This window comes from Aquirufa antheringensis, assembly GCF_023921165.1.
Classification (GTDB): domain Bacteria; phylum Bacteroidota; class Bacteroidia; order Cytophagales; family Spirosomataceae; genus Aquirufa; species Aquirufa antheringensis.
Genome location: NZ_CP049835.1, coordinates 518,633 through 539,738 on the forward strand (window position 1 = coordinate 518,633; position 21,106 = coordinate 539,738).

A 21,106-nucleotide genomic window follows, 5' to 3' on the forward strand; every position below is an offset into this window, starting at 1 on the left:
CTGAACAAATTCGTAATTTCGAGGCATGAAGTATTGGAGTCAGTCTGTAAAAGCATTTGTAGGAATCTTTATTTTGTACGAAGTAGGAGGTTGGCTTTTTGTCAGCACTTACGAGCGTCTCGATCAGCTCCAGTTAATCAATGGAAACCATTCCCAGCTGGCGGACCTTTTATTTCAAGCCTTGACTGCCACGGCAGAAGTCGTTCTGCCTATTTTACTCTTACTCTATCTAATCCGTTTTCAGAAAGCCTACGCCTTATCCTATGTCTATTCGTACGCTTTATCTACCGGATTAATTCAAGGATTGAAGCATCTGGTGTTTACAGATGCGCTGCGGCCTTTGGCTTACTTTGCAGCAAGTGGTGTCAAATGGCATCTTGTAGCGGGATTACCTATTCATGAATACAACTCCATGCCATCAGGTCACACTGGTGCGGCTTTTTTTATGTTTTTCTGGGTGGCGGTGCTATTGCGTCGCTGGTTCTGGGGGCTTTTCGCCGGTTTGTTAGCCGTGGGCGTTGCCTATTCTAGAGTTTATTTATTTCAACATTTTCCGGTGGATACCCTCGTGGGAGCGGCCATCGGAGTAGGCTCATCGGCCTTATTTTATTCGATCCACTATGCTAAAAGCAGTTCAAAGTAAACCCTACCTTTTCTGGGCCCTCGTGGGAGCGGCAGTTTATATTCCTTTTTTAGGGTCGACCCATTTGTTCGACTGGGATGAGGTGAATTTTGCGGAATCGGCACGGGAAATGATTGTGACGGGGGATTTTTTAAGCGTCCAAATCAACTTTCAACCCTTCTGGGAGAAACCACCTTTGTTCCTTTGGCTGCAGGCGCTGAGTTTTATGGCCTTTGATTCGTTCTCTGGTCAATCGGATATTTCGATGGAATTTGCCGCGCGTTTTCCTAATGCTGTTATTGGTATTTTGACGCTTTGGACACTGTATGCGGTGGGGAAGAAGACTTGGGGTACAAATTTTGGGAACCTCTGGGCATTTTCCTATTTAGTTGCCATTACACCGCATGTGTATGCGAGTTCTGGGATCATTGATCCGCTCTTTAATTTGTTGATATTTTTAGGCGTCTATTTCTTTTCAGAGTTTTTTCAGGATGCGACGCGCTTTAGAAATGTCCTATTCGCTGGGATTTCAATTGGTTTAGCTATGTTGACCAAAGGTCCAGCGGCATTACTCCTCTGGGCATTAACCCTTTTGTTCGTGGGAATTTTATACCGTTCACGTATCAATGGCCGTTTGTTTACAGGCGCTGTGGTAGCGGGATTGATCTCCGTATTTTTCTTTGTGGCTTGGTATGGTTTGATTGCTTATAAGTTTGGTTGGCAGATCATTGAAGACTTTTTTACTTACCAGCTACGATTGATGACCACGGGGGATGCCGGCCATGGACAACCCTTTTATTACCACTTTGTGGTCTTGTTGATCGGATGTTTCCCGGTGTCGATTTGGGCAGGTGCTCGGTTATTTCGTTGGAAGCGCGAGGATTTGGACTTTTCGAACTGGATGAAAGTCTTGTTCTGGGTGGTTTTGATTCTGTTCAGCATCGTGAAGACGAAAATTGTGCATTATTCGTCCATGTGTTGGATTCCGTTAACCTATTTCTCTGCGGTGGTACTGCAAGAATGGCAGGCAGGTGGATTTCGCTTTAATTGGAAATATAATTCGGCGATCGGTTTTGTGGGATTATTATTAGCGACGGTGTTGACTGCGGTTCCTTTCATTGGCCAAAACGCCGGCCTCATTTCTCCCTACATTAAGGACGTATTCGTGCAAGGGAATTTGCAAGCGCCGGTGTATTGGGCGGGTTGGGAATTTTTGATCGGTGTTGCGTTTGCTGCGGCCGTGATCTATTATTTGTTTTCGAAGAAACTACACACCTTGATGGCAGCGTCCTTGGTGACGATTATGGCCTATATGGCCATCGTGGTGCCTAAAATAGAAGGGTATACGCAGGCGACTGTGATTGATTTTTATATCGCAAAGATGGGCCAAAAAGTCTACATCGAGCCCGTTGGCTTCAAATCGTATGCCCACTTATTGTATTTTCAAAAGCCCGCAGGAAGTCCCGCGGGCGATGAATTGTTATCTGAGAAAAAGCTGGATAGACCGGCTTATTTCATTCTGAAAGCGGATGCGGAGGAAAAGTTCAAATACCACCCGAACTTGATCTTCCTAAAAGAAGAGAACGGATTCTTATTCTTTAAGCACCGCTAATCTGAGTACTGATAAGATTTAAACGCCTGGGAAGAAGAACGCACCTTCGATGGCTGCATTCTCATCAGAATCTGATCCGTGGATGGCATTAGCCTCCAGAGATTTGGCAAATTGCTTACGAATAGTTCCTTCCGCTGCATCTGCTGGATTTGTGGATCCTATCAACGTGCGAAAATCTTCTACGGCATTTTCTTTCTCCAAAATCATCGGAATAATCTCGCTCTTCGACATGTAGTCGCAAAGGCTTTTATAGAAAGGGCGCTCACTGTGAACGGCATAAAATTGACCCGCTTGCTCGGGGCTCATCTTTAATTTCGTGATGGCAATAATTTTATAGCCTGCTTTTTCAATTTGTTGAATGATGGGACCTGTGTGACCGTCTGCGACCGCATCCGGTTTAATCATAGTGAAAGTTCTATTTGTTGACATGGGTATAATTTTGAACAAATTTATCTCTAACTTTGCGTTCGCCCAAATTTATTTCTGGCCATCCCATTTTATGACCTCCATCTCTGAGTTAAAATCCCACCTTATTCCCGGCACGAAAGCTGTGATCACTGCCCATTATAATCCGGATTCGGATGCGATTGGTTCGACTCTTGCTTTTCAAGGATATTTGGCCAAAAAAGGTATTCAAGCGACGGTAGCGGTTCCATCAGCCTTGTCTGCTAACCTAAAATGGATGCCGGGAGCAGCGGATATTTTAACGTATGATGAGCTACTTCATAAGGTGCAAATCGATGCGCTGGTCGAGGAAGCTGATTTTATTTTCTGTTTGGATTTCTCGGGCATTCAAAGGTTGCACAACATGGCTCCTTTAGTGCGCAAGTCGCGGGCAAAAAAGGTGGTGATAGATCACCACTTGGATCCGGAAGACTTTGGCGATTATTATTACCACCGCACGATTGCGGCGTCGACCTGTGAATTAATTTATGATTTAATCCTGGAGTGGGGCGATGAAAATCTACTCGATCCAGCCATCGGTTCTTGCTTGTATTCGGGTATTATGACCGACACAGGCTCTTTTCGTCACCCGAATACGACCGCTCATGTGCACACGGTGGTGGCAGCCTTGATTAATTTAGGGGTGAATACAAACGAGGTGCATCGCAAGGTATTTGATTCATCTAGTATCGATCGGTTGAAGTTTATTGGTCATGTGTTAGGCCAAAGAATGGACTACCTACCCGAGTATCACCTAGCTTTCATGTGGATCACGGCAGAGGATTTAACAAAATTTAATTCTCAAGCAGGGGACACAGAAGGAATCGTGAATTACGGTTTGCAAATCACCGGCTGTGTGTGGTCCATCTTGATGATTGAGCGTCCAGATGGCGTAAAGCTATCTTTTAGATCTATCGAACCTTTTGCCGTGAACGAATTTGCTTCGAAATACTTTGAAGGTGGCGGGCATAAAAATGCCTCCGGTGGACGTTTTTCTGGGGGAAGTTTAGTGGAGGCGAAGAAAAAACTAATGGAAGTGTTACCTTTGTATCTTTCTGAAATAAATCGAGTTAAAAATGTATAAAATCAAAATCATGCGTAAACAACTAGCAGTAATTTTAGTAGCGGCAATGGCACTAGCTTCGTGTAACAATGTCGAAGTAGTAGACGGAGTTAAAATCCAAAAACACGAACATGATGATAGCGCCGCTAAATTAAAAGAAGGAGATATCATTACGTTTGATTTAGTGATTAAAAACGATGCCGATTCTACCATCAAAGATTCACGCAAAGAAGGCAAGCCATTACAAGATTTAGTTCCTCCAGCAGCGCCTGCAGGTGCATTTAAAGGTTCTTTTGAGAACGGTTTACGTTTATTAGCTGTAGGAGATAGCGCAACCATCTTCGTTCCAGTGGATAGTTTATTCAAAGATGCAAACCAACCGGTTCCTCCGTTCTTAAAGCGTGGAACAGACGTTCGTTTCATCGTTAAGATTAAGAAATCTCAATCTCGTGCAGAATTCGAAAAAGAGATGACGAAATTATCAGCAGAGCAAACAGGTAAAGACGCGAAATTAATCGAAGCGTATGTAGCGAACTCAGGCAAGAAATTCACGAAGACATCTACCGGTTTATATGCTTCTATTTCGAATCCAGGTGTGGGCGAAGGTCCTAAAATGGGCGAGTCTTGGGAAGTGAACTACATCGGAACATTTTTAGATGGAAAAGAATTTGACAAAGGTGCAGGTGTTGCGATGCCTCCAGTAGGTCAATTAGTTCCAGGCTTCAACGAAGCATTAATGTTATTGAAAAAAGGAGGAAAAGGTACGTTTGTGATTCCATCGGCGTTAGGCTATGGCGCGCAAGGTGCTGCTCCACGTATCCCTGCAAATGCTATTTTAGTATTTGAATTAGAAGTATTGTCTAAGAAATAATTGAATGAAAATTTTCGGATTCCTATTTATTGCCTTTTTTACGTTTTCTTGTCTCTCTGATATTGCATTAGAGGATGATGTGAAGGCGAAAGAAAATGAAACACAGATTTTAGCCTATTTTGCTGGTCAAAATCAAAGCCCATCTTCTCTATCAGATGGAGGCTATTATTTCGTAACTAAATCGAATCCATCAGGGGAATTAGCGACGAAGGGCGATTCGCTCTATGTACATTATGAGTTCTCTAACCTGGCGACAGGTAAGGTCTTAGATAGTACGAATCGGGCGACTAATTCTCCTTATTTTTTACGCTATGGAAATGGAAATCCAGTGTTCGTTTCTTTGTTTACGGCCCTTCGTGAAGGAGAGCAGGCGACCTTAGTGATTCCAGGAACTGCGCAGTCCTTTCCGGATTTGCCTGCCTACACGCCCATGAAGGTGAAAATTAAGTCCTACGTAGTGCGCACACAAGAAGACCTTATTCGGGAGTTTATTGCTCGTAATGGGTACACTGTTACGGACACGCAGGCAGATGGCCTTCGGTATATTCGATTGCAGGCTGGAACAGGTGAGATTCCCGCTCAAGGAAAGGTAGTCAAGATTAAATACACAGGACGTTTTTTAAGTTCTAAAGCGTTTGATGGTAACATGGCACGCACAGACAGTTTGAGCGTTACCATCGGAGGAACGCAAACGGTTCCCGGTTTCCAAATGGGGATTGAGAAGATGCGTTTAGGCGAGAAAGCGGTGATCGTTTTCCCATCCGCTTTAGGGTATGGAGTGAATGGAAATAGCAGTATTCCAGGTTATACTCCCCTAAGTTTTGAGATTTACGTGGCTAAAATTGAATAAGCATGAGTAAGTATTTGGTTTTATTTTTCGCGTTAGCGCTAGCTATTTCAGGTTGCTCGGTGGAGAATCCAGTAGAGCAGGAGGTTGCAAAGAATAATGCAGATATTCAAAACTATTTAAAACAGCGTAATCTGACCTACCAACGCACGGCAGATGGCATGTACTATTCCATTACATCCACCGCTACAACTTCCACTCCATCAGTGGCAGATTTGGTGACATTACACTATAAATTGTCCTTACTAGATGGGACTTTCGTTGACTCTACCTCGAAGGTGGCTAGCCAGTCTAAATCCATCGTTTTCGGTGTATCCCAAAGTTTATTCACGTTACCAGTATCGTTTATGAAAGCAGGAGATAAAGGCACCTTTTTGTTGCCGTCTTCCTTAGCTTTTGGGGCGAATACATTCGGGAATGTACCTGCTTATGCTGTTATTAAGGCAGAGGTAGAGGTCGTTTCCATTCAGAGCCCAGCGGATCAAATCACCTCGATGCAAACGCTATACGGTTTTTCTGCACCCGAGAAAACAACGTCTGGTTTAGTCTTTCAAAAGACGCTAGAAAATCCGGCTGGAGCAGCTATTCTTACTGGGCAATTAGTTAAAGTGAATTACACGGGCCGTTTAGGTTATGGGTATATTCAAACAGATGCCACGAATAAAGTGGTTTACGATTCTAAATTCGGTTCAGGTACTTTAACGTTCACGGCCGGAGCGGGTCAATTGATTGCAGGATTTGAAGAGGCTGCCCTTAAGTTAAAGGTGGGAGAAAAAGGCAAAGCCATTCTTCCTTATACCATCGCTTATGGTGTTTCCGGAAATTCAACCATTCCTGGGTATTCTCCTTTGTATTTTGAAATCGAAGTAGTTTCAGCCCAATAATGCTTCCAATTCTCTATCTAGCCACCCAAAACAAGCACAAAGTAGAAGAACTTAGTGCCTTGTTACAGGAGCAATTTACCGTGCGTGATTTGAGTACTTTAGCGCTCACGGAAGAAATCCCTGAAACGGGCACCACGTTAACGGAAAATTCGCTTCAAAAGGCGCGTTATATCGCCGAAAAATTCCAAGTTTCTTGCCTAGCAGACGATTCAGGACTTGAAGTAGAAGCACTTCATGGGGCTCCAGGAGTCTACTCTGCCCGCTATGCAGGCGAACCGAAAGATGATCAAGCCAATCTTCAATTACTTTTAAAAAACCTGAAGGATTTCACGAATCGCCGTGCGCGCTTTGTAACGGTCTTAACCTATTTCGATACACAAAATTATTTTTCTTTTGAAGGGGAGATACAAGGTACGATTGTAGAAGCTCCTAGGGGCGAGTCAGGTTTTGGGTATGATCCTATCTTTCAGCCTGAAAAAGAGCCCCGTACCTTTGCTGAAATGACTTTGGCAGAGAAGAATTTGATCGCCCATCGGGCGCGTGCTTTGGAGAAATTCAAAAACTTCTTAGACGAAACACAGAAATGTGCCGACGAATAGCGAATTATTCGCTTAGCTTGCTATTTTTGTAACGTTTGCAATCAAAAAACTCCTCGATGAAATTGAAATTCAGCCTATTGCTGGCTTTTTTCATGTACTGTACGGTTTTTACCTCTGAAGGTCAATTTTTGATCAAAGGTAGGGTTACCGACGCAAAGAACGGGGATCCTATTCCATTTGCTTCTGTAGGTCTAGTGGGCGTTAGCCAAGGTGCCACCACCAACTTTCAAGGGGAGTTTACACTTAATTCAAAATACTCAGCCGATAGTCTTTTTGCCTCCTTCGTGGGTTATAAAAAACGGGTTAAGAAAATTACGCGAGGGGCTAAATTACAAGAAGTAGATTTTCAATTAGAGCCTACGGGCCGCGAAATGGCGGAGGTGATTGTGTATTCAGGCGAAAATCCAGCCTTCAAAATCTTGCGCGGTGTCATTCGCAACCGCGAAAAAAATGATCGTTCGAAGCTATCTGCCTACGAATATGATTCGTATGCGAAGATGGAGCTGGATGTGGACAATATCTCCGAGAAGTTTAAAGAGCGCAAGGTGATGAAGGATATTGCGCAAGCCATTCAGAAATTTGAGAAAATAGCTGGGGAGGATGGAAAGCTTATTATTCCGACGTATATATCTGAGTCTGTGGGTAAATTTTATTACTTAGAGAATCCACAGCGAAAAAAGGAGACGATCACGAAGACGAATATCAAGGGTATAGGGGTGAAGGATGGTTCCTTGATTTCTCAGCTTGTGGGGGGTAATTTAGTCGCGAATTATAATTTTTATCAAAATTTCGTCGGCTTTTTTGGTAAGGACTTTGCAAGTCCGGTCGGTGAAAATTGGAAAGGAAATTATACGTACTTCCTGGGGGATACAGTCAATGTGGATGGGCACGTATGTTATCAGATGGACTTTGATCCTAAGAATCCGATGGACCTGGTCTTTAGAGGCCAAATGTGGATCGATACAACCTCTTTCGCCTTAGTACAAATCGATGCTGCGGTGGATAAAGCCGCTAATTTAAATTTTATCGATAAGATTAAAATCTCCCAAGAACTAGAACAAACTAGTTCAGGAGCGTGGTTGCCGGCTCGAACTCGATTCTTGATTGATTTAGAAGAAATCACGAAGGGTAGTGCCGGGATGCTCTTGAAGATGTATATTTCTAACAAGGATTTTATCGTCAATCAACCGCATGAACTAGGTTTCTATGATTTGACGACAGAGGTGGCTGAAGATGCGATGCAGCCTAATCCGGAGTTTTGGAAATATGCCCGGCATGAACCACTAAGCACCCAGGATCTGATGGCCTCAGCACTCATCGATTCTGTCCAAAATTTACCAGTAGTTCGAACCTACATCGAAATTGCAGAGCTTGTTTTAAGCGGATACAAGAAGTTCAATGACATCGAAGTAGGTCCTTATATTTCTAGTTTTGCACTGAATAAAATCGAAGGAGCGCGTTTTCGTTTAGGTTTTAGGACGAATGCAAATTTTGATAAGCATTGGATTTTAAGAGGAAATGTAGGTTTTGGGACGAAAGATCTAGTGCCTAAATATTCCGCAGAAGTAAATTACCTCTTCTCTAAAAAGAAATGGACAGTAGCGGGCCTGCGGCACTCTTACGATATCGAGCGAGTGGGTCTAACGCCTGAGCTCATAGGGGATAATAAATTGTTCTATTCGTTCACCCGTTGGGGTGCATTTTCGGGTGCTTTCTTTCGACGCGAATCAGAAGCCTTTTTTTCATCGGAATTTTACAAAGGTCTAACGGTAAGGACTTCCTTGAATACGCGTTCTTTTGATCCTTTATTCCGTTTTCAATACCGTTTAAATCCTGAATTAGGGCGGGCCTCCGCAGTTCAGGATTATTACCAAGAGACTTTTGCAACAGTGGAATTGCGTTTTGCGAAAAACGAGACCTATATCATGAATGGCAATGAGCGGATTACCTTAGCTACGAAACGAATTCCTGTGATTACCTTGAAATACCAACACGGATTCAAAGGCTTTTTAGGCGGCGATTTCACCTATGACCGGGTAACCTTAAAAGCCTACCAAACCTTCCGCATAGGCAACTTAGGCCGTTCTGATTATACCTTTACCGCGGGCTACACGCCATCTAATTTGCCTGCGCCGCTTTTATTTCCACATTTGGGAAACGAAACATTCTTTTTTGTGCGGTCCGCCTATTCTACGATGAATTATTTTGAATTTGTGAGTGATCAATATGCTTCGATTCAATACAATCATAATTTTGAAGGGCTGCTATTTAATCGATTACCTTTAATTAAGAAACTAAAATGGCGTTTTATTGCCTCTGGAAATATCTTAATGGGTAGTCAGCGCTCGGCAAATCGAGAAATGATGAAGGATGTGAATAGTCCGTTACGCTCTAAATTCTTAGATCAATATTCGTTTGATTCACTAGATCCCAACAAACCATTTGCGGAGGTGGGTTATGGTATTGACAATATTTTCAAAATTTTACGCGTTCAAGCCTTTCATCGTTTGACTTATTTAGATCATGGAAATCCACAGCGATTTAGGTTAATGGCTTCCGTTAATTTCTCGTTTTAGAACATTACAAAGACGAAAGTTTAAACATTTCAAGAATGTTTTTAATGTATTTGATTTCGTAAACTCGACGCCCTATATTTACAAGGTTACAACCATTCTATTATGCTATTTATTCTCGTGGGCTTGTCATTATTAAGTTACCTGTTAGGGTCTATCCCTACGGCAATTTGGTATGGGGATCGTTACCATGGAATGGATATTCGCCAGCATGGAAGTGGTAATGCTGGGGCCACGAACACTTTTCGTGTGTTAGGAAAAAAAGCAGGTTGCTTCGTTCTTTTTGTGGATGCATTTAAGGGTTTTGCTGCGGCTAGTTTAGCCACGGTGTTGTATTCTTTCAACCTAGTGGATTGGCAGACGTGTGTGACACTGAAGATTTTGTTTGGTTTCTTAGCTATAATAGGCCATCTACTTCCCGTTTTTTGTGATTTTAAAGGAGGTAAGGGAGTTGCAACCACTTTAGGGATGGTCATTGCCTTACATCCGCAGGCAGCATGTGTCAGTAGTCTGGTATTTTTGTTAGTATTCGCGATTTCGCATTACGTGTCCTTAGGTTCTATGGTCACTTCCGTAGTCTTCCCTCTATTACTACAGTTCGAGGTATTCGGGAAGGAATTACCTATTTTGATTTATTTTGGATTCATTATTTCTTTCTTAGTGATTTTTACGCACCGTAAAAATATCGGTCGAATCATTTCAGGTACGGAAAATCGGATGTATCTTATCCCTCGAAAAGGACGTTTATAGCCTTTATATCTTCATTTATTATGCAATCAACACACGAATTTATTGCCGCTCACAAGGATCGGTTTCTAGCGGAGCTATTAGACTTATTACGTATTCCTTCTGTTTCTGCGGATTCGGCTTATGCTGGAGATGTACGCAAGGCCGCGGAATGGGTAGCAGCGAATTTGCGCGCAGCGGGAGCTGATCACGTTCGATTAGAAGAAACACCGGGGTATCCGATTGTTTATGGAGAAAAAATGGTGGATCCAGCTGCACCTACCGTGTTAGTCTATGGCCATTATGATGTACAGCCGGCGGATCCTTTGGAACTTTGGGATAATCCTCCCTTTGAGCCTGTCATTAAGAACGAAGTGATTTATGCGCGTGGTGCTTGTGACGATAAAGGGCAGGTTTTTATGCATCTGAAAGCTTTTGAAGCCATGCTTGCTACGGAAAATTTGCCTTGTAATGTCAAGTTTATGATCGAAGGCGAAGAGGAATTGGGATCTGATAATCTGGGAAATTTTGTCGCGGCAAATAAAGACCTGTTGAAGGCGGATGTGATTTTGATATCGGACACCGCCATTATTGCGAATGACATTCCTTCGATTGATGTGGGATTACGCGGTTTGAGTTATATGGAAGTGGAAGTGCAGGGGCCTAACCGTGATTTGCACTCCGGAGTCTACGGGGGAGCGGTGGCGAATCCGATTACTATTTTATGCCAAATGATTTCATCGATGCACGATGAATTCAATCACATCACTATCCCTGGTTTTTACGATGGAGTAATGGAAGTAAGTGCGGCGGACAGAGCAGCCATGGCGCAGACCCCTTTTGATTTAGATGCTTACCAAAAAGATTTAGGCATCGACACCGTGCACGGGGAAAAAGGGTACACCACCTTAGAACGTGCCTCCATTCGTCCAACACTAGACGTAAATGGAATTTGGGGCGGTTATACCGGTGAGGGAGCTAAGACGGTTTTGCCTTCTAAAGCGTATGCTAAAATTTCCATGCGCTTAGTGCCTAACCAATCCTCTGCAGAAATTACGCGTTTGTTTACAGAGCACTTTAAGGCGATTGCGCCTAAAGGGGTTAAGGTAAAAGTGATGGCTCACCATGGGGGAGAGGGCTATTTAATGCCTACGGATAGTATTGCTTTTAAAGCGGCATCGGATGCGATGGCGACTACTTTTGGCAAAGAGCCCGTGCCTACGCGTGGAGGAGGAAGTATTCCTATTGTGGCCTTATTTGAGAAAGAATTAGGTGTTAAGTCGATTTTGATGGGTTTTGGCCTAGATTCAGACGCAATTCATTCGCCTAATGAGCATTACGGCCTTTTTAACTTTTATAAAGGCATCGAAACGATTCCCCATTTCTTTCAAAACTTTGCAGCATTATCAAAATAATATGGCCGAAAATTTAAGTGTTTTAGCAACGGAATCAGCCTCTACTTATGAAAATTTAGAGCAGCAAACGGTCGATACGATCTTGCGTCAAATCAACGCTGAGGACAAAACAGTCCCTTTTGCTGTCGAAAAGGTCATTCCTTCGATCGAAGCTTTAGTGCATGAAATCGTTCAGCGTATGAAGCAAGGTGGTCGTCTATTTTACATTGGGGCGGGAACTTCTGGACGACTTGGGGTGGTCGATGCCTCGGAATGTCCACCAACGTATGGCGTTCCTCACGATTGGGTAATTGGTTTAATTGCCGGTGGTGATTCTGCCATTCGAAAGGCGGTAGAAAATGCGGAAGATGATGAAAAACAAGCTTGGCTAGACATGGAGGCTTATGGAATCAATTCGCTAGATACCGTGATAGGAATAGCGGCTTCAGGCAGAACTCCTTATGTTATCGGCGGGCTACGCGATGCAAACGCACGGGGTATCCTAACGGGCTGCATTGTTTGCAACGCAGGAAGCGCAGTAGCAGCAGAAGCTAAATTCCCGGTAGAGGTAGTGGTAGGTCCTGAATATGTCACAGGAAGCACTCGAATGAAATCGGGTACGGCCCAAAAACTTGTTTTAAATATGTTATCCACTGCTGTTATGATCCAATTAGGCCGCGTCAGAGGTAATAAAATGGTAGATATGCAGTTAAGTAACCACAAGTTAGTGTTGCGTGCGATTCGGATGGTTCGAGAGGCGACGGGGGTGAGTGATGAGGTGGCAGCCGAACTTTTAGAAAAACACGGCAGCGTGAGAAACGCGGTGGATGCAATTCAGTAAAATAAATTGGGATAATAACGCTTTAATCGCTTAATTTGTAGAATTAATAATCAAATACCTCGTATGAAAAACGTATCTAAACTTATTTTAACGTTCGTGTTCGGAACAATGGCTTTTAGCTTTCAAGCAAAAGCAGAAGATTTTCCAGCAGACATCAAGCCCTTAATGACTAAATATACTTGCTTCGCTTGTCATAAAGTAGATGCCCGTTTAGTAGGTCCAGCTTATAAAGATGTCGCTAAGAAGAAATATTCAGTAGATAAAATTGTTGCTTTAATTGCAAAGCCACAGCCTTCTAACTGGCCAGGTTACCCTCCAATGGCACCCATGAATGTGCCTAAAGAAGATGCTGTAAAATTAGCTAAGTATATTAACTCATTGAAATAAGTCAATGAAAGCATAAAAAAAGCCCTTGATCAAATCAAGGGCTTTTTTATTTACAAGGTTTTCAACATCCAAATATCACATCCATCATGTCCGCTGTTTCCTAATGGATGATCGAGTGCTTTGAAACCCACCTTTTCGTAGATCGAAACCGCTTTCGCTAATTCTGGCATTGATTCTAAGTATACCTGCGTATAGCCATTTTCTTTTGCCCAGCTCATAGATTGCTCCATCAATTGCTTTCCTAATCCTATGCCCCTGGCATCTTTCGAAACATACAACTTAACCAGTTCGCAGGTTCCATTGGGCAAATTTTCCGTAGGAAAGATACCGCAACCGCCTACCACTTTGTTCTCGTTTATCGCTACAAAATAATAAGAGCCCGGTGTTTGGAATAATTCAAATAAGGCATCTGTGGTGGGGTCAAAATAGACCGTTCCAGGTTTGTTCGCCCCAAATTCCGCCAATGCTGTTCGAATTACCTTCGCCAGTGCTTCATTGTCTGTGGATTCAATAGGCCGAATCTGCATGCTGATTATTTTGTGGCTTTCTTCGCAGCTGGTTTTTTCTCAGCTTTCTCAACTGGTGCTTTCTCTGCTTTAGGTGCTTTTTCAGCTTTTGCAGCTGCTGGGAATAATTCAGGTGTATTGGCTACCAAAATCAAATACCAACTTAAAATTTTTTTGATGTCTGACGCGAATACGCGGTCTGTATCGTAGTTAGGAACTACGGTAGCTAAGGTGCTAAATAATTCAGCATCATTCGCTTTTTTTGCTTCGATAGGTAAAACTCCATTGAATTTTGCGTGGATTTGTAAAAACAAATCGGCTAACGGTAAAGTGCTATCTTGGTGATCATCTAAGTATAAAGAGATGTCCTTTAACACAGAAATACGTGTTTGGCCTCCTACGACTGATTTTTGTTTCGCAGCGTCCAAAGTCTCCACAATCACACCCGTGCGCGTAGGTTTTAACACTTTATACAATCCACTTTTTCCCGAGATATGGGCAACTTCATTCAATAAATCCATGTTTTTTCGCTTGTTATGGGGGCAAAATTAGTACTATTTCCCTATTCTGTATGGGGAAGTTTGAATTAATTCATCGATTGACTTCAAAATTTCCTCACGTCCTACGTGCTTTTCCGCCGAGGTAATAAACAAAGGAGGTAATTCATCCCACATTTCTAATAGGAAGTTTTTGTAGACGTCCACACTTTCGTTCACTTGCTTTTGAGATAGCTTATCTGCTTTCGTAAACACGATATAAAACGGAATCTCATCCTCTACCATTCGGCTCATGAACTCGATATCCACCGCCTGAGGCTTCAAACGAATATCCACTAACACAAACAAGCAAGTCAAATTCTCCCGATGGATTAAATAATCAAAGATCATTTTCTCAAATTCCTTCCTTTTTTCCTTGCTGACTTTGGCAAAACCATAACCCGGTAAATCCACTAAATACCACTTCTCATCAATAATGAAGTGATTAATCAATTGCGTTTTTCCCGGTGTTTGCGATGTTTTAGCTAAACCTTTATGAAAGGTCAGCGAATTTATCAAGGATGATTTTCCCACATTCGAACGGCCAATAAAGGCAAATTCAGGAAATCTTGCCGGAGGGCAATTCTTAAAGTCGGTGTTACTGGTAACGAATTTCGCGTTAATTTGAGCCATGGGGCGGGTGATGATGAGGGACAAAGGTAAGGAAAATAGTGGGCAGTAAACAGTAATCAGTAGTCAGTATCCAGTAATCTGGGTTAAATTGGGAGGGAGATAGAAAGTTTATAAAGCATTTTTCCTATTTCGTCAATTTGATAATAATAGTATTTCATTTCTACATCAGATAAATAACCTAATCGATTTCCCAAAATCAACATTGATTTAACTTCACTCGAAGAGCCTTTGGCAAAATATAAAAACCGATTAAAATCTTTATTAGAATTTCTTTCAAAACCCTCAGCGATATTGTTTGAAATTGAAATGGACGCCCTTTTTATTTGATTTGTGAATCCGAAATCGGGATGTCTATCAAAGTGTTTATAAAGCTCAACGGCTATCTCTATTGATTTTTGCCAAACAATTAATTCTTCAAATTTTCTAACTTTCATAAAAATTTAGTGGTTAAAGGATTCCCAATAAACCCAAATGGAGTAGAACTAAAAATTTGTCAACTGATAATTATGAATTTTTATCATCTTACCGATTACTGACTACTGGACACTGACTACTGGATACCGATTACTGACCACTGGATACTGACTACTGGATACTGACCACTGGATACTGACTACTGCCTCCCCCTTGCCTTAACCCGCATTTTGCCTTACCTTTGTGTGCTTATGGAAAAACTACAAAACGATCTTCTTCTTCGTGCCGCGCAGGGTCTGCCTGTGGAGCGAATCCCGGTTTGGGTGATGCGTCAGGCGGGGAGGATTTTACCTGAGTATAGAGCGGTGCGCGCGAAAGCGGGTTCCTTCATTGGTCTAGCGACGCATCCAGAAATGGCGGCGGAGGTGACGATTCAGCCGGTGACACGTTTTGGGGTGGATGCGGCGATTATCTTTTCGGATATTTTAGTGGTACCGGAGGCGATGGGTTTGCCCTATGTGATGGAGGAGCAGAAGGGTCCGGTTTTTCCAGAGGTGATTCGGTCGAAAGCGGATTTGGCGAAGATTCGGGATGCAAATCCGGAACAGGATTTGAAGTATGTGTTAGATGCGATTAAGATTGTGAAGAAGGAGTTGGCTGGTAAGGTGCCTTTGATTGGTTTTGCCGGCGCGCCGTTTACGATTTTCTGTTATATGGTCGAGGGGAAAGGGTCGAAGACGTTTTCGCAGGCCAAAAAGATGTTATATGCTGAGCCTGAGTTAGCGCATGCTTTGTTGCAAAAGATTACGGATTCCACGATTTCGTATTTGAAAGCACAGGTCGCGGCTGGGGCTAATTTAGTTCAGATTTTTGATTCATGGGCGGGGATTTTGTCGCCTGCGCAATATTCGGTGTTTTCAACTCCTTATTTAAAGCAAATTTGTGATGCGGTGACGGAGGTTCCGGTGACGCTTTTTGCCAAAGGAGCATTCTTCGCTCGCGAGGAAATGGCGACACTTAATTGTGCGACGATTGGCTTAGACTGGAATATGGATATCGCAGAATCGCGTAGATTAGTAGGTCCTAGCAAGACTTTGCAAGGGAATTTAGATCCTTGTGCCTTATATGGTGACTTCAAGACGGTAGAAGCGGAGACTAAGAAGATGATTGATCAATTTGGGACGCAACGCTACATTGCGAACTTAGGTCATGGGGTTTATCCGGACATTGATCCTGATAAGGTCCAGTGTTTTGTGGATACGATTCAGAACTATAAATAAAAAAAAGCCTCGCGATGAACGAGGCTTTTTTTATGAATAAGCGAAAATCTTATTTCGCAGAATAGTTAGGCGCTTCTTTCGAGATGCTCACATCGTGTGGGTGACTTTCTTTCACACCGGCTGAAGTGATTTTCACGAACTTCGCTTGTTGCATCGCTTCGATGGATGAAGCTCCGCAGTAGCCCATGCCGGCTTTTAGTCCACCGACCATTTGGTACAAGATCTCTGTCACCGAACCTTTAAACGGTACGCGACCTACGATTCCTTCTGGAACTAATTTTTTGATATCGTCTTCCGCGTCTTGGAAGTAACGGTCTTTCGATCCGTCTTCCATAGCCTCTAAGGAGCCCATTCCGCGGTATGATTTGAATTTACGTCCTTCCAAAATGATCATCTCACCTGGTGCTTCGTCTGTTCCAGCAAGAAGAGAACCGATCATGACGGTACTGGCGCCGCCTGCGATGGCTTTGGCCACATCCCCTGAATAGCGAATACCTCCGTCAGCAATGACTGGGACATCATATTTTTGTAAAGCTTTGGCCGCTTCATACACCGCCGTCAATTGAGGCATACCCACACCCGCGATGATACGCGTCGTGCAAATACTACCTGGGCCTACACCCACTTTAACTGCATCCGCTCCCGCTTCCGCTAACGCAACGGCTGCTTCGCCTGTGGCGATGTTACCAACAATTACATCCAAGGTAGGGAATGCTTTCTTGACTGATTTCAAGGCATCGATGACGCCTTTCGAGTGACCGTGCGCGGTATCAATACTGATAACGTCTACACCCACTTGCACTAAGGCTTGCACGCGGTCTAATAAATCCGGTGTTACACCTACGGCAGCACCTACGCGAAGACGGCCTAGTGGATCTTTCGATGCCAAAGGGTGTGACTTGCGCTTCAATATATCTTTATAAGTAATTAATCCGATCAACTTCCCGTTCTTATCGATGATCGGTAATTTTTCGATTTTGTATTCTTGCAAAATGCTTTCGGCCTCTTCCATGCTGATTCCTTCTTTGGCCGTAATCAAATTGTCCTTCGTCATGATCTCTCTCACGGGACGAGCAGTTTGTTTTTGGAAACGTAAATCACGATTCGTCAAAATGCCCACTAATTTTCCATCATTATCGATCACCGGGATACCACCGATCTTGAATTCCTTCATGATGCGTTGAGCATCTCCTAAAGTGGAGTTGTCTTTCAAGGTCACCGGATCGATGATCATGCCTGACTCAGAGCGCTTCACCTTGCGAACTTGAGCGGCTTGTTGTGCAATCGTCATGTTCTTGTGGATGATCCCGATGCCACCTTCTTGCGCTAAAGCGATGGCTAAATCAGCTTCCGTAACGGTGTCCATCGCTGCGGAAACAATCGGAATATTTAACCAAATGTTGCGCGTAAGGCGAGAGGAAGTACTTACTTCACGGGGTAAAACCTCGGAATAAGCGGGAAGCAAAAGTACGTCGTCGTACGTTAAGGCTTCAAAAAGAAATTTAGTGGAATCAAGCATAGCAAATAATTTGAACCGGGTGTTGAATGAGTGCCCTTATTTGCAGGACAAAATTACATGAAATTTCTGAAATAATTCAATCCTTTTCTGAAATTTTCTCCTAGATTTAGATTTTTAGCTGTAAATTGCGGCTTGAATTTTTAAGCCTTCGTAATGAACTATCAACCTCAGGATTTCCTTCCGATTTTTGTTCAGCTAGCAGCTGCTTTGGCATTTATCGTCGCTACGATGGTAGCCACTCACACATTAGGTCCTAAAAGACATTCTAAAAAGAAAGATGACGCCTTCGAATGTGGAATTGAGTCGATCGGAGATGCGCGTACGCCTATCTCAGTGAAGTATTTTTTGGTAGCCATTCTTTTTGTGCTATTTGACATAGAAATCGTCTTTATGTATCCTTGGGCGGTTAATTTCAAACAATTGTCTTGGAACGGTTTCTATGATATGCTCGTATTCATGGGCTTACTTTTAGTGGGTTTCTTGTACGTATTGAAAAAAGGAATTTTAAAGTGGGAAAAATAAACATATTGGCCTTGCCAAAGTTTATATATTCAACAGATAATTAAGATATGAGTAATTCAACAGTTCAAGTGGCTGAAGCGCCTCCAGGAGTAGAGGGAGCGGGTTTTTTCGCTACGTCATTAGATAGTTTAGTGGGTTTAGCGCGCGCTAATTCACTTTGGCCACTACCATTCGCTACTTCTTGCTGCGGTATTGAGTTTATGTCTACGATGGCATCTCATTATGATATCGGTCGTTTTGGTGCGGAGCGTTTAAGTTTCTCTGCCCGTCAAGCGGACGTTTTGATGGTGATGGGAACCATCTCTAAGAAAATGGCACCGGTTGTAAAACAGGTATATCTCCAAATGGCTGAGCCACGTTGGGTATTATCGGTAGGGGCTTGTGCTTGTTCTGGCGGTATTTTTGATACGTATTCTGTTCTGCAAGGAATTGATCGTATTATCCCAGTGGACGTATATGTACCAGGTTGCCCGCCACGTCCGGAGCAAATTTTGGATGGCTTTATGCAGATCCAAGAATTAGCGAAAAATGAAACTACGCGTAGAAGAAATGAGCCAGAATACAAGGCTTTATTAGCTTCTTACGGAATCGAATAAGTATGAACGATCAGATAATCGAAGCGCTTCAGGCGCAGTTTGGCGAAGAGGGAGTGTATGGAGTAGGTGAGTCACACGGCATTTTGCAGGTGACTACGGCGGTAGAAAATATCGTTCCAATGATTCACTTCTTGTATGCACACCCGGTATTTAAGTTTCAATTTTTGACGGATTTAGCGGGAATTCATTTTCCAGACGCGAAAGGTCAGGAATTGGGAGTGATTTACCACTTACATTCTTTGGAAAACAACGTACGTCTTTGGATTAAGGCTTATGCGCCTATCGAAGCGCCTACTTTCCCTACGATCACCGGCCTTTTTGCTACGGCAAACTGGATGGAGCGCGAAGCGTTTGATTTTTATGGCATCATCTTTGAAGGTCACCCTAATTTGACCCGTATCCTGAATATGGACGAGATGGATTACCACCCGATGCGTAAAGAATATCCGTTAGAGGATGCGACGCGTCACGATAAGATTGATGAATTGTTTGGACGATAATAAATAGACATGTCTGAAATAGCTTTAGTAAACAGCCCTAATGTAGGATTAGATAAAACACAAAAAGGGGGACCTTATGTGAATGAATTATCTACGTTAAACTTAGGTCCTACGCACCCAGCGACACACGGTATCTTCCAAAACATCTTAACGATGGACGGAGAAACCATCGTAGACGCGGAGCAAACGGTGGGTTATATCCACCGGGCCTTTGAGAAAATCGCAGAACGTCGTCCTTTCTATCAAATCACGACGTTAACAGACCGCATGAACTATTGTTCAGCTCCTATTAATAATATGGGCTGGCACATGACGGTAGAGAAATTGTTAGGCATCGAAGTTCCCAAGCGCGCGCAGTACATGCGTGTGATCATGATGGAACTTGCCCGTCTAACGGATCACATTGTGTGTAATTCCATCCTAGCGGTAGATACCGGAGCCTTAACGGGTTTCTTGTATGTATACCAATGGCGAGAGTTTATCTACGAGATTTACGAGGAGATGTGCGGTGCACGTCTGACGACGAATATGGGTCGTTTTGGCGGTATGGAGCGTGATTTTACGCCTGTAGCGATCGAAAAAATCCAAAAATTATTAAAAGAACTACCAGCGGCTTTGAAGGAATTCGAAGGCATGGTGATGCGTAACCGTATCTTCATGGACCGTACCCAAAACGTGGGCGGGATTTCTGCCGAACGCGCTTTGAACTACGGATTTACAGGTCCTAACCTGCGTGCTGCAGGTGTCGATTATGATGTTCGTGCCATGAACCCGTATTCTTCGTATGAAGATTTCGAATTCGATGTACCAGTAGGAACGAAAGGTGATACGTATGATCGTTTCTTAGTGCGTGAAGAGGAGATGTGGCAAAGTTTACGCATCATCCAACAAGCGATGGATAACCTTCCGGAAGGAGCTTATCACGCAGATGCACCACACTATTATTTACCAAAAAAACAAGACGTCTACCAAAACATGGAGGCCTTGATCTACCACTTCAAAATTGTGATGGGAGAGATCGATGCTCCGGTAGGTGAGGTTTATCACTCAGTAGAAGGCGGAAACGGGGAATTAGGTTTCCATTTAGTTTCTGACGGAGGTCGTACACCCTACCGTTTGAAATTCCGTCGTCCCGGATTTATATATTACCAGGCTTTCCCAGAGATGATCAAGGGAACCACCCTTTCAGATGCGATCGTAACGATGTCATCGATGAACGTAATTGCAGGAGAGTTAGATACATAAGACATGAGCAAGATTGTTTTCCCAGCAGAAACGCTGGAATTAGTGAAAAAAATTATCGCCCGCTATCCGGATGGAAAGCAGAAGTCGGCCTTGTTGCCTATTCTTCACTTAGCGCAAGCGGAGTGGAAGTGGTGCTCTCCGGAGGTGATGGATTATGTAGCGTCGCTACTTTCTATCAGCTCGATTGAGGTATACGAGGTGGCGTCTTTCTATACGATGTTCCATTTAGAACCGGTAGGAGAGCACGTGATTGAGTATTGCCGTACAGGCCCTTGTTGCTTAATGGGTGGCGTGGAAGTATACGATCACTTGAAGAAACGTTTGAAAATTAATACCGGCGAAACGACGAAGGATGGCAAGTTTACCATCAAAGAAGTGGAGTGTTTAGCCGCTTGCGGATGGGGTCCTGTTTTCCAAATCCGCGAAAAATACTACATGCACTTAACGAAAGAGAAAGTGGATGAAATTATAGATGAACTGAGCAAATAAGGC

At 43.2% G+C, this 21,106-nt stretch carries 24 protein-coding genes; 18 read left to right on the forward strand and 6 right to left on the reverse strand.

Annotated features, from left to right (window positions below):
• Positions 1-25 precede the first annotated feature (25 nt).
• Both G9X63_RS02415 and G9X63_RS02420 read left to right on the forward strand, forming a co-directional pair.
• Complete coding sequence (locus G9X63_RS02415; RefSeq protein WP_130922876.1) at positions 26-643, forward strand: phosphatase PAP2 family protein; 618 nt, start codon at positions 26-28, stop codon at positions 641-643.
• Positions 621-2,234 carry an ArnT family glycosyltransferase gene (locus G9X63_RS02420; protein WP_252623903.1) on the forward strand — a complete coding sequence of 538 codons (1,614 nt, stop codon included), beginning with the start codon at positions 621-623 and terminating at the stop codon, positions 2,232-2,234. The genes G9X63_RS02415 and G9X63_RS02420 overlap by 23 nt, the downstream gene beginning before the upstream one ends.
• 18 nt (positions 2,235-2,252) lie before the next feature.
• Here the strand turns inward: G9X63_RS02420 and G9X63_RS02425 are convergent, their stop codons facing one another.
• Complete coding sequence (locus G9X63_RS02425) at positions 2,253-2,663, reverse strand: nucleoside-diphosphate kinase (RefSeq protein WP_130895027.1); 411 nt, start codon at positions 2,661-2,663, stop codon at positions 2,253-2,255.
• Positions 2,664-2,673: 10 nt separating this feature from the next.
• Between G9X63_RS02425 and G9X63_RS02430 the strand changes: the two genes are divergently transcribed.
• The 10 genes from G9X63_RS02430 to G9X63_RS02475 all read left to right on the forward strand — a co-directional run bounded on the left by G9X63_RS02430 (position 2,674) and on the right by G9X63_RS02475 (position 12,863).
• On the forward strand, positions 2,674-3,762 hold the full coding sequence (locus tag G9X63_RS02430) for a DHH family phosphoesterase (RefSeq protein WP_252623907.1): 1,089 nt from the start codon (positions 2,674-2,676) through the stop codon (positions 3,760-3,762).
• Positions 3,763-3,772: 10 nt separating this feature from the next.
• Complete coding sequence (locus G9X63_RS02435) at positions 3,773-4,612, forward strand: FKBP-type peptidyl-prolyl cis-trans isomerase (protein ID WP_161566415.1); 840 nt, start codon at positions 3,773-3,775, stop codon at positions 4,610-4,612.
• Between the two features lie 4 nt (positions 4,613-4,616).
• The gene (locus tag G9X63_RS02440) at positions 4,617-5,462 is read left to right on the forward strand and encodes an FKBP-type peptidyl-prolyl cis-trans isomerase (RefSeq protein WP_252623910.1); all 846 of its coding nucleotides are present in this window, start codon (positions 4,617-4,619) and stop codon (positions 5,460-5,462) included.
• 2 nt (positions 5,463-5,464) lie between these two features.
• Complete coding sequence (locus tag G9X63_RS02445) at positions 5,465-6,343, forward strand: FKBP-type peptidyl-prolyl cis-trans isomerase (protein WP_130922881.1); 879 nt, start codon at positions 5,465-5,467, stop codon at positions 6,341-6,343.
• The gene (gene rdgB / locus G9X63_RS02450; protein WP_252623926.1) at positions 6,343-6,942 is read left to right on the forward strand and encodes an RdgB/HAM1 family non-canonical purine NTP pyrophosphatase; all 600 of its coding nucleotides are present in this window, start codon (positions 6,343-6,345) and stop codon (positions 6,940-6,942) included. The genes G9X63_RS02445 and rdgB overlap by 1 nt, the downstream gene beginning before the upstream one ends.
• 56 nt (positions 6,943-6,998) lie before the next feature.
• The gene (locus tag G9X63_RS02455; protein WP_252623928.1) at positions 6,999-9,518 is read left to right on the forward strand and encodes a DUF5686 and carboxypeptidase-like regulatory domain-containing protein; all 2,520 of its coding nucleotides are present in this window, start codon (positions 6,999-7,001) and stop codon (positions 9,516-9,518) included.
• A 102-nt stretch (positions 9,519-9,620) separates the two neighbouring features.
• Positions 9,621-10,265, forward strand: coding sequence for a glycerol-3-phosphate 1-O-acyltransferase PlsY (gene plsY / locus G9X63_RS02460; protein WP_130895034.1), 645 nt, complete (start codon positions 9,621-9,623; stop codon positions 10,263-10,265).
• A gap of 20 nt (positions 10,266-10,285) precedes the next feature.
• Entirely contained in the window at positions 10,286-11,656 is a 1,371-nt protein-coding gene (locus G9X63_RS02465) for a dipeptidase (RefSeq protein WP_252623932.1), read from the forward strand.
• Between the two features lies 1 nt (position 11,657).
• Positions 11,658-12,476 carry an N-acetylmuramic acid 6-phosphate etherase gene (gene murQ / locus G9X63_RS02470; protein WP_252623948.1) on the forward strand — a complete coding sequence of 273 codons (819 nt, stop codon included), beginning with the start codon at positions 11,658-11,660 and terminating at the stop codon, positions 12,474-12,476.
• A 63-nt stretch (positions 12,477-12,539) separates the two neighbouring features.
• Positions 12,540-12,863 carry a c-type cytochrome gene (locus G9X63_RS02475; protein ID WP_269007260.1) on the forward strand — a complete coding sequence of 108 codons (324 nt, stop codon included), beginning with the start codon at positions 12,540-12,542 and terminating at the stop codon, positions 12,861-12,863.
• A 50-nt stretch (positions 12,864-12,913) separates the two neighbouring features.
• Here the strand turns inward: G9X63_RS02475 and G9X63_RS02480 are convergent, their stop codons facing one another.
• The 4 genes from G9X63_RS02480 to G9X63_RS02495 form a co-directional block, all read right to left on the reverse strand.
• A complete protein-coding gene (locus tag G9X63_RS02480) occupies positions 12,914-13,390 on the reverse strand; it encodes a GNAT family N-acetyltransferase (protein WP_130895037.1) in 477 nt (158 codons plus the stop codon).
• Positions 13,391-13,395: 5 nt separating this feature from the next.
• Complete coding sequence (locus tag G9X63_RS02485) at positions 13,396-13,890, reverse strand: DUF5606 family protein (RefSeq protein WP_130895038.1); 495 nt, start codon at positions 13,888-13,890, stop codon at positions 13,396-13,398.
• 33 nt (positions 13,891-13,923) lie between these two features.
• Complete coding sequence (yihA, locus tag G9X63_RS02490) at positions 13,924-14,538, reverse strand: ribosome biogenesis GTP-binding protein YihA/YsxC (protein WP_130895311.1); 615 nt, start codon at positions 14,536-14,538, stop codon at positions 13,924-13,926.
• Between the two features lie 83 nt (positions 14,539-14,621).
• The gene (locus G9X63_RS02495; protein ID WP_252623949.1) at positions 14,622-14,972 is read right to left on the reverse strand and encodes a four helix bundle protein; all 351 of its coding nucleotides are present in this window, start codon (positions 14,970-14,972) and stop codon (positions 14,622-14,624) included.
• Between the two features lie 231 nt (positions 14,973-15,203).
• Here G9X63_RS02495 and hemE point away from each other — a divergent pair, with 231 nt between their 5' ends.
• The gene (gene hemE / locus G9X63_RS02500) at positions 15,204-16,232 is read left to right on the forward strand and encodes a uroporphyrinogen decarboxylase (protein ID WP_252623950.1); all 1,029 of its coding nucleotides are present in this window, start codon (positions 15,204-15,206) and stop codon (positions 16,230-16,232) included.
• Positions 16,233-16,281: 49 nt separating this feature from the next.
• On the opposite strand, the gene guaB is transcribed toward hemE, so the two are convergent.
• Positions 16,282-17,751 carry an IMP dehydrogenase gene (gene guaB / locus G9X63_RS02505; protein ID WP_130895041.1) on the reverse strand — a complete coding sequence of 490 codons (1,470 nt, stop codon included), beginning with the start codon at positions 17,749-17,751 and terminating at the stop codon, positions 16,282-16,284.
• 153 nt (positions 17,752-17,904) lie between these two features.
• Here guaB and G9X63_RS02510 point away from each other — a divergent pair, with 153 nt between their 5' ends.
• The 5 genes from G9X63_RS02510 to G9X63_RS02530 are packed head-to-tail and all read left to right on the forward strand — an operon-like array spanning position 17,905 to position 21,103.
• The gene (locus G9X63_RS02510) at positions 17,905-18,273 is read left to right on the forward strand and encodes an NADH-quinone oxidoreductase subunit A (RefSeq protein WP_130895042.1); all 369 of its coding nucleotides are present in this window, start codon (positions 17,905-17,907) and stop codon (positions 18,271-18,273) included.
• Positions 18,274-18,320: 47 nt separating this feature from the next.
• On the forward strand, positions 18,321-18,869 hold the full coding sequence (locus G9X63_RS02515) for an NADH-quinone oxidoreductase subunit B (RefSeq protein WP_130895043.1): 549 nt from the start codon (positions 18,321-18,323) through the stop codon (positions 18,867-18,869).
• Positions 18,870-18,871: 2 nt separating this feature from the next.
• Complete coding sequence (locus G9X63_RS02520) at positions 18,872-19,369, forward strand: NADH-quinone oxidoreductase subunit C (protein WP_252623951.1); 498 nt, start codon at positions 18,872-18,874, stop codon at positions 19,367-19,369.
• A 9-nt stretch (positions 19,370-19,378) separates the two neighbouring features.
• Positions 19,379-20,614 (forward strand): NADH-quinone oxidoreductase subunit D, encoded by a 1,236-nt coding sequence (locus G9X63_RS02525; protein ID WP_130922892.1) that lies wholly within the window; start codon positions 19,379-19,381, stop codon positions 20,612-20,614.
• Between the two features lie 3 nt (positions 20,615-20,617).
• Positions 20,618-21,103, forward strand: coding sequence for an NADH-quinone oxidoreductase subunit NuoE family protein (locus G9X63_RS02530; protein ID WP_130895046.1), 486 nt, complete (start codon positions 20,618-20,620; stop codon positions 21,101-21,103).
• The last annotated feature ends 3 nt before the right edge of the window (positions 21,104-21,106 follow it).

Coding starts and splice junctions, on each gene's coding strand:
- G9X63_RS02465 (WP_252623932.1), top strand. CDS start 10,286: ATGCAATCAACACACGAATTTATTGCCGCTCACAAGGATCGGTTTCTA.
- hemE (WP_252623950.1), top strand. CDS start 15,204: ATGGAAAAACTACAAAACGATCTTCTTCTTCGTGCCGCGCAGGGTCTG.
- murQ (WP_252623948.1), top strand. CDS start 11,658: ATGGCCGAAAATTTAAGTGTTTTAGCAACGGAATCAGCCTCTACTTAT.
- yihA (WP_130895311.1), bottom strand. CDS start 14,538: ATGGCTCAAATTAACGCGAAATTCGTTACCAGTAACACCGACTTTAAG.
- G9X63_RS02525 (WP_130922892.1), top strand. CDS start 19,379: ATGTCTGAAATAGCTTTAGTAAACAGCCCTAATGTAGGATTAGATAAA.
- plsY (WP_130895034.1), top strand. CDS start 9,621: ATGCTATTTATTCTCGTGGGCTTGTCATTATTAAGTTACCTGTTAGGG.
- G9X63_RS02495 (WP_252623949.1), bottom strand. CDS start 14,972: ATGAAAGTTAGAAAATTTGAAGAATTAATTGTTTGGCAAAAATCAATA.
- G9X63_RS02515 (WP_130895043.1), top strand. CDS start 18,321: ATGAGTAATTCAACAGTTCAAGTGGCTGAAGCGCCTCCAGGAGTAGAG.
- G9X63_RS02455 (WP_252623928.1), top strand. CDS start 6,999: ATGAAATTGAAATTCAGCCTATTGCTGGCTTTTTTCATGTACTGTACG.
- G9X63_RS02435 (WP_161566415.1), top strand. CDS start 3,773: ATGCGTAAACAACTAGCAGTAATTTTAGTAGCGGCAATGGCACTAGCT.
- G9X63_RS02480 (WP_130895037.1), bottom strand. CDS start 13,390: ATGCAGATTCGGCCTATTGAATCCACAGACAATGAAGCACTGGCGAAG.
- guaB (WP_130895041.1), bottom strand. CDS start 17,751: ATGCTTGATTCCACTAAATTTCTTTTTGAAGCCTTAACGTACGACGAC.
- G9X63_RS02530 (WP_130895046.1), top strand. CDS start 20,618: ATGAGCAAGATTGTTTTCCCAGCAGAAACGCTGGAATTAGTGAAAAAA.
- G9X63_RS02485 (WP_130895038.1), bottom strand. CDS start 13,890: ATGGATTTATTGAATGAAGTTGCCCATATCTCGGGAAAAAGTGGATTG.
- G9X63_RS02520 (WP_252623951.1), top strand. CDS start 18,872: ATGAACGATCAGATAATCGAAGCGCTTCAGGCGCAGTTTGGCGAAGAG.
- G9X63_RS02445 (WP_130922881.1), top strand. CDS start 5,465: ATGAGTAAGTATTTGGTTTTATTTTTCGCGTTAGCGCTAGCTATTTCA.
- G9X63_RS02510 (WP_130895042.1), top strand. CDS start 17,905: ATGAACTATCAACCTCAGGATTTCCTTCCGATTTTTGTTCAGCTAGCA.
- G9X63_RS02475 (WP_269007260.1), top strand. CDS start 12,540: ATGAAAAACGTATCTAAACTTATTTTAACGTTCGTGTTCGGAACAATG.
- rdgB (WP_252623926.1), top strand. CDS start 6,343: ATGCTTCCAATTCTCTATCTAGCCACCCAAAACAAGCACAAAGTAGAA.
- G9X63_RS02420 (WP_252623903.1), top strand. CDS start 621: ATGCTAAAAGCAGTTCAAAGTAAACCCTACCTTTTCTGGGCCCTCGTG.
- G9X63_RS02440 (WP_252623910.1), top strand. CDS start 4,617: ATGAAAATTTTCGGATTCCTATTTATTGCCTTTTTTACGTTTTCTTGT.
- G9X63_RS02425 (WP_130895027.1), bottom strand. CDS start 2,663: ATGTCAACAAATAGAACTTTCACTATGATTAAACCGGATGCGGTCGCA.
- G9X63_RS02415 (WP_130922876.1), top strand. CDS start 26: ATGAAGTATTGGAGTCAGTCTGTAAAAGCATTTGTAGGAATCTTTATT.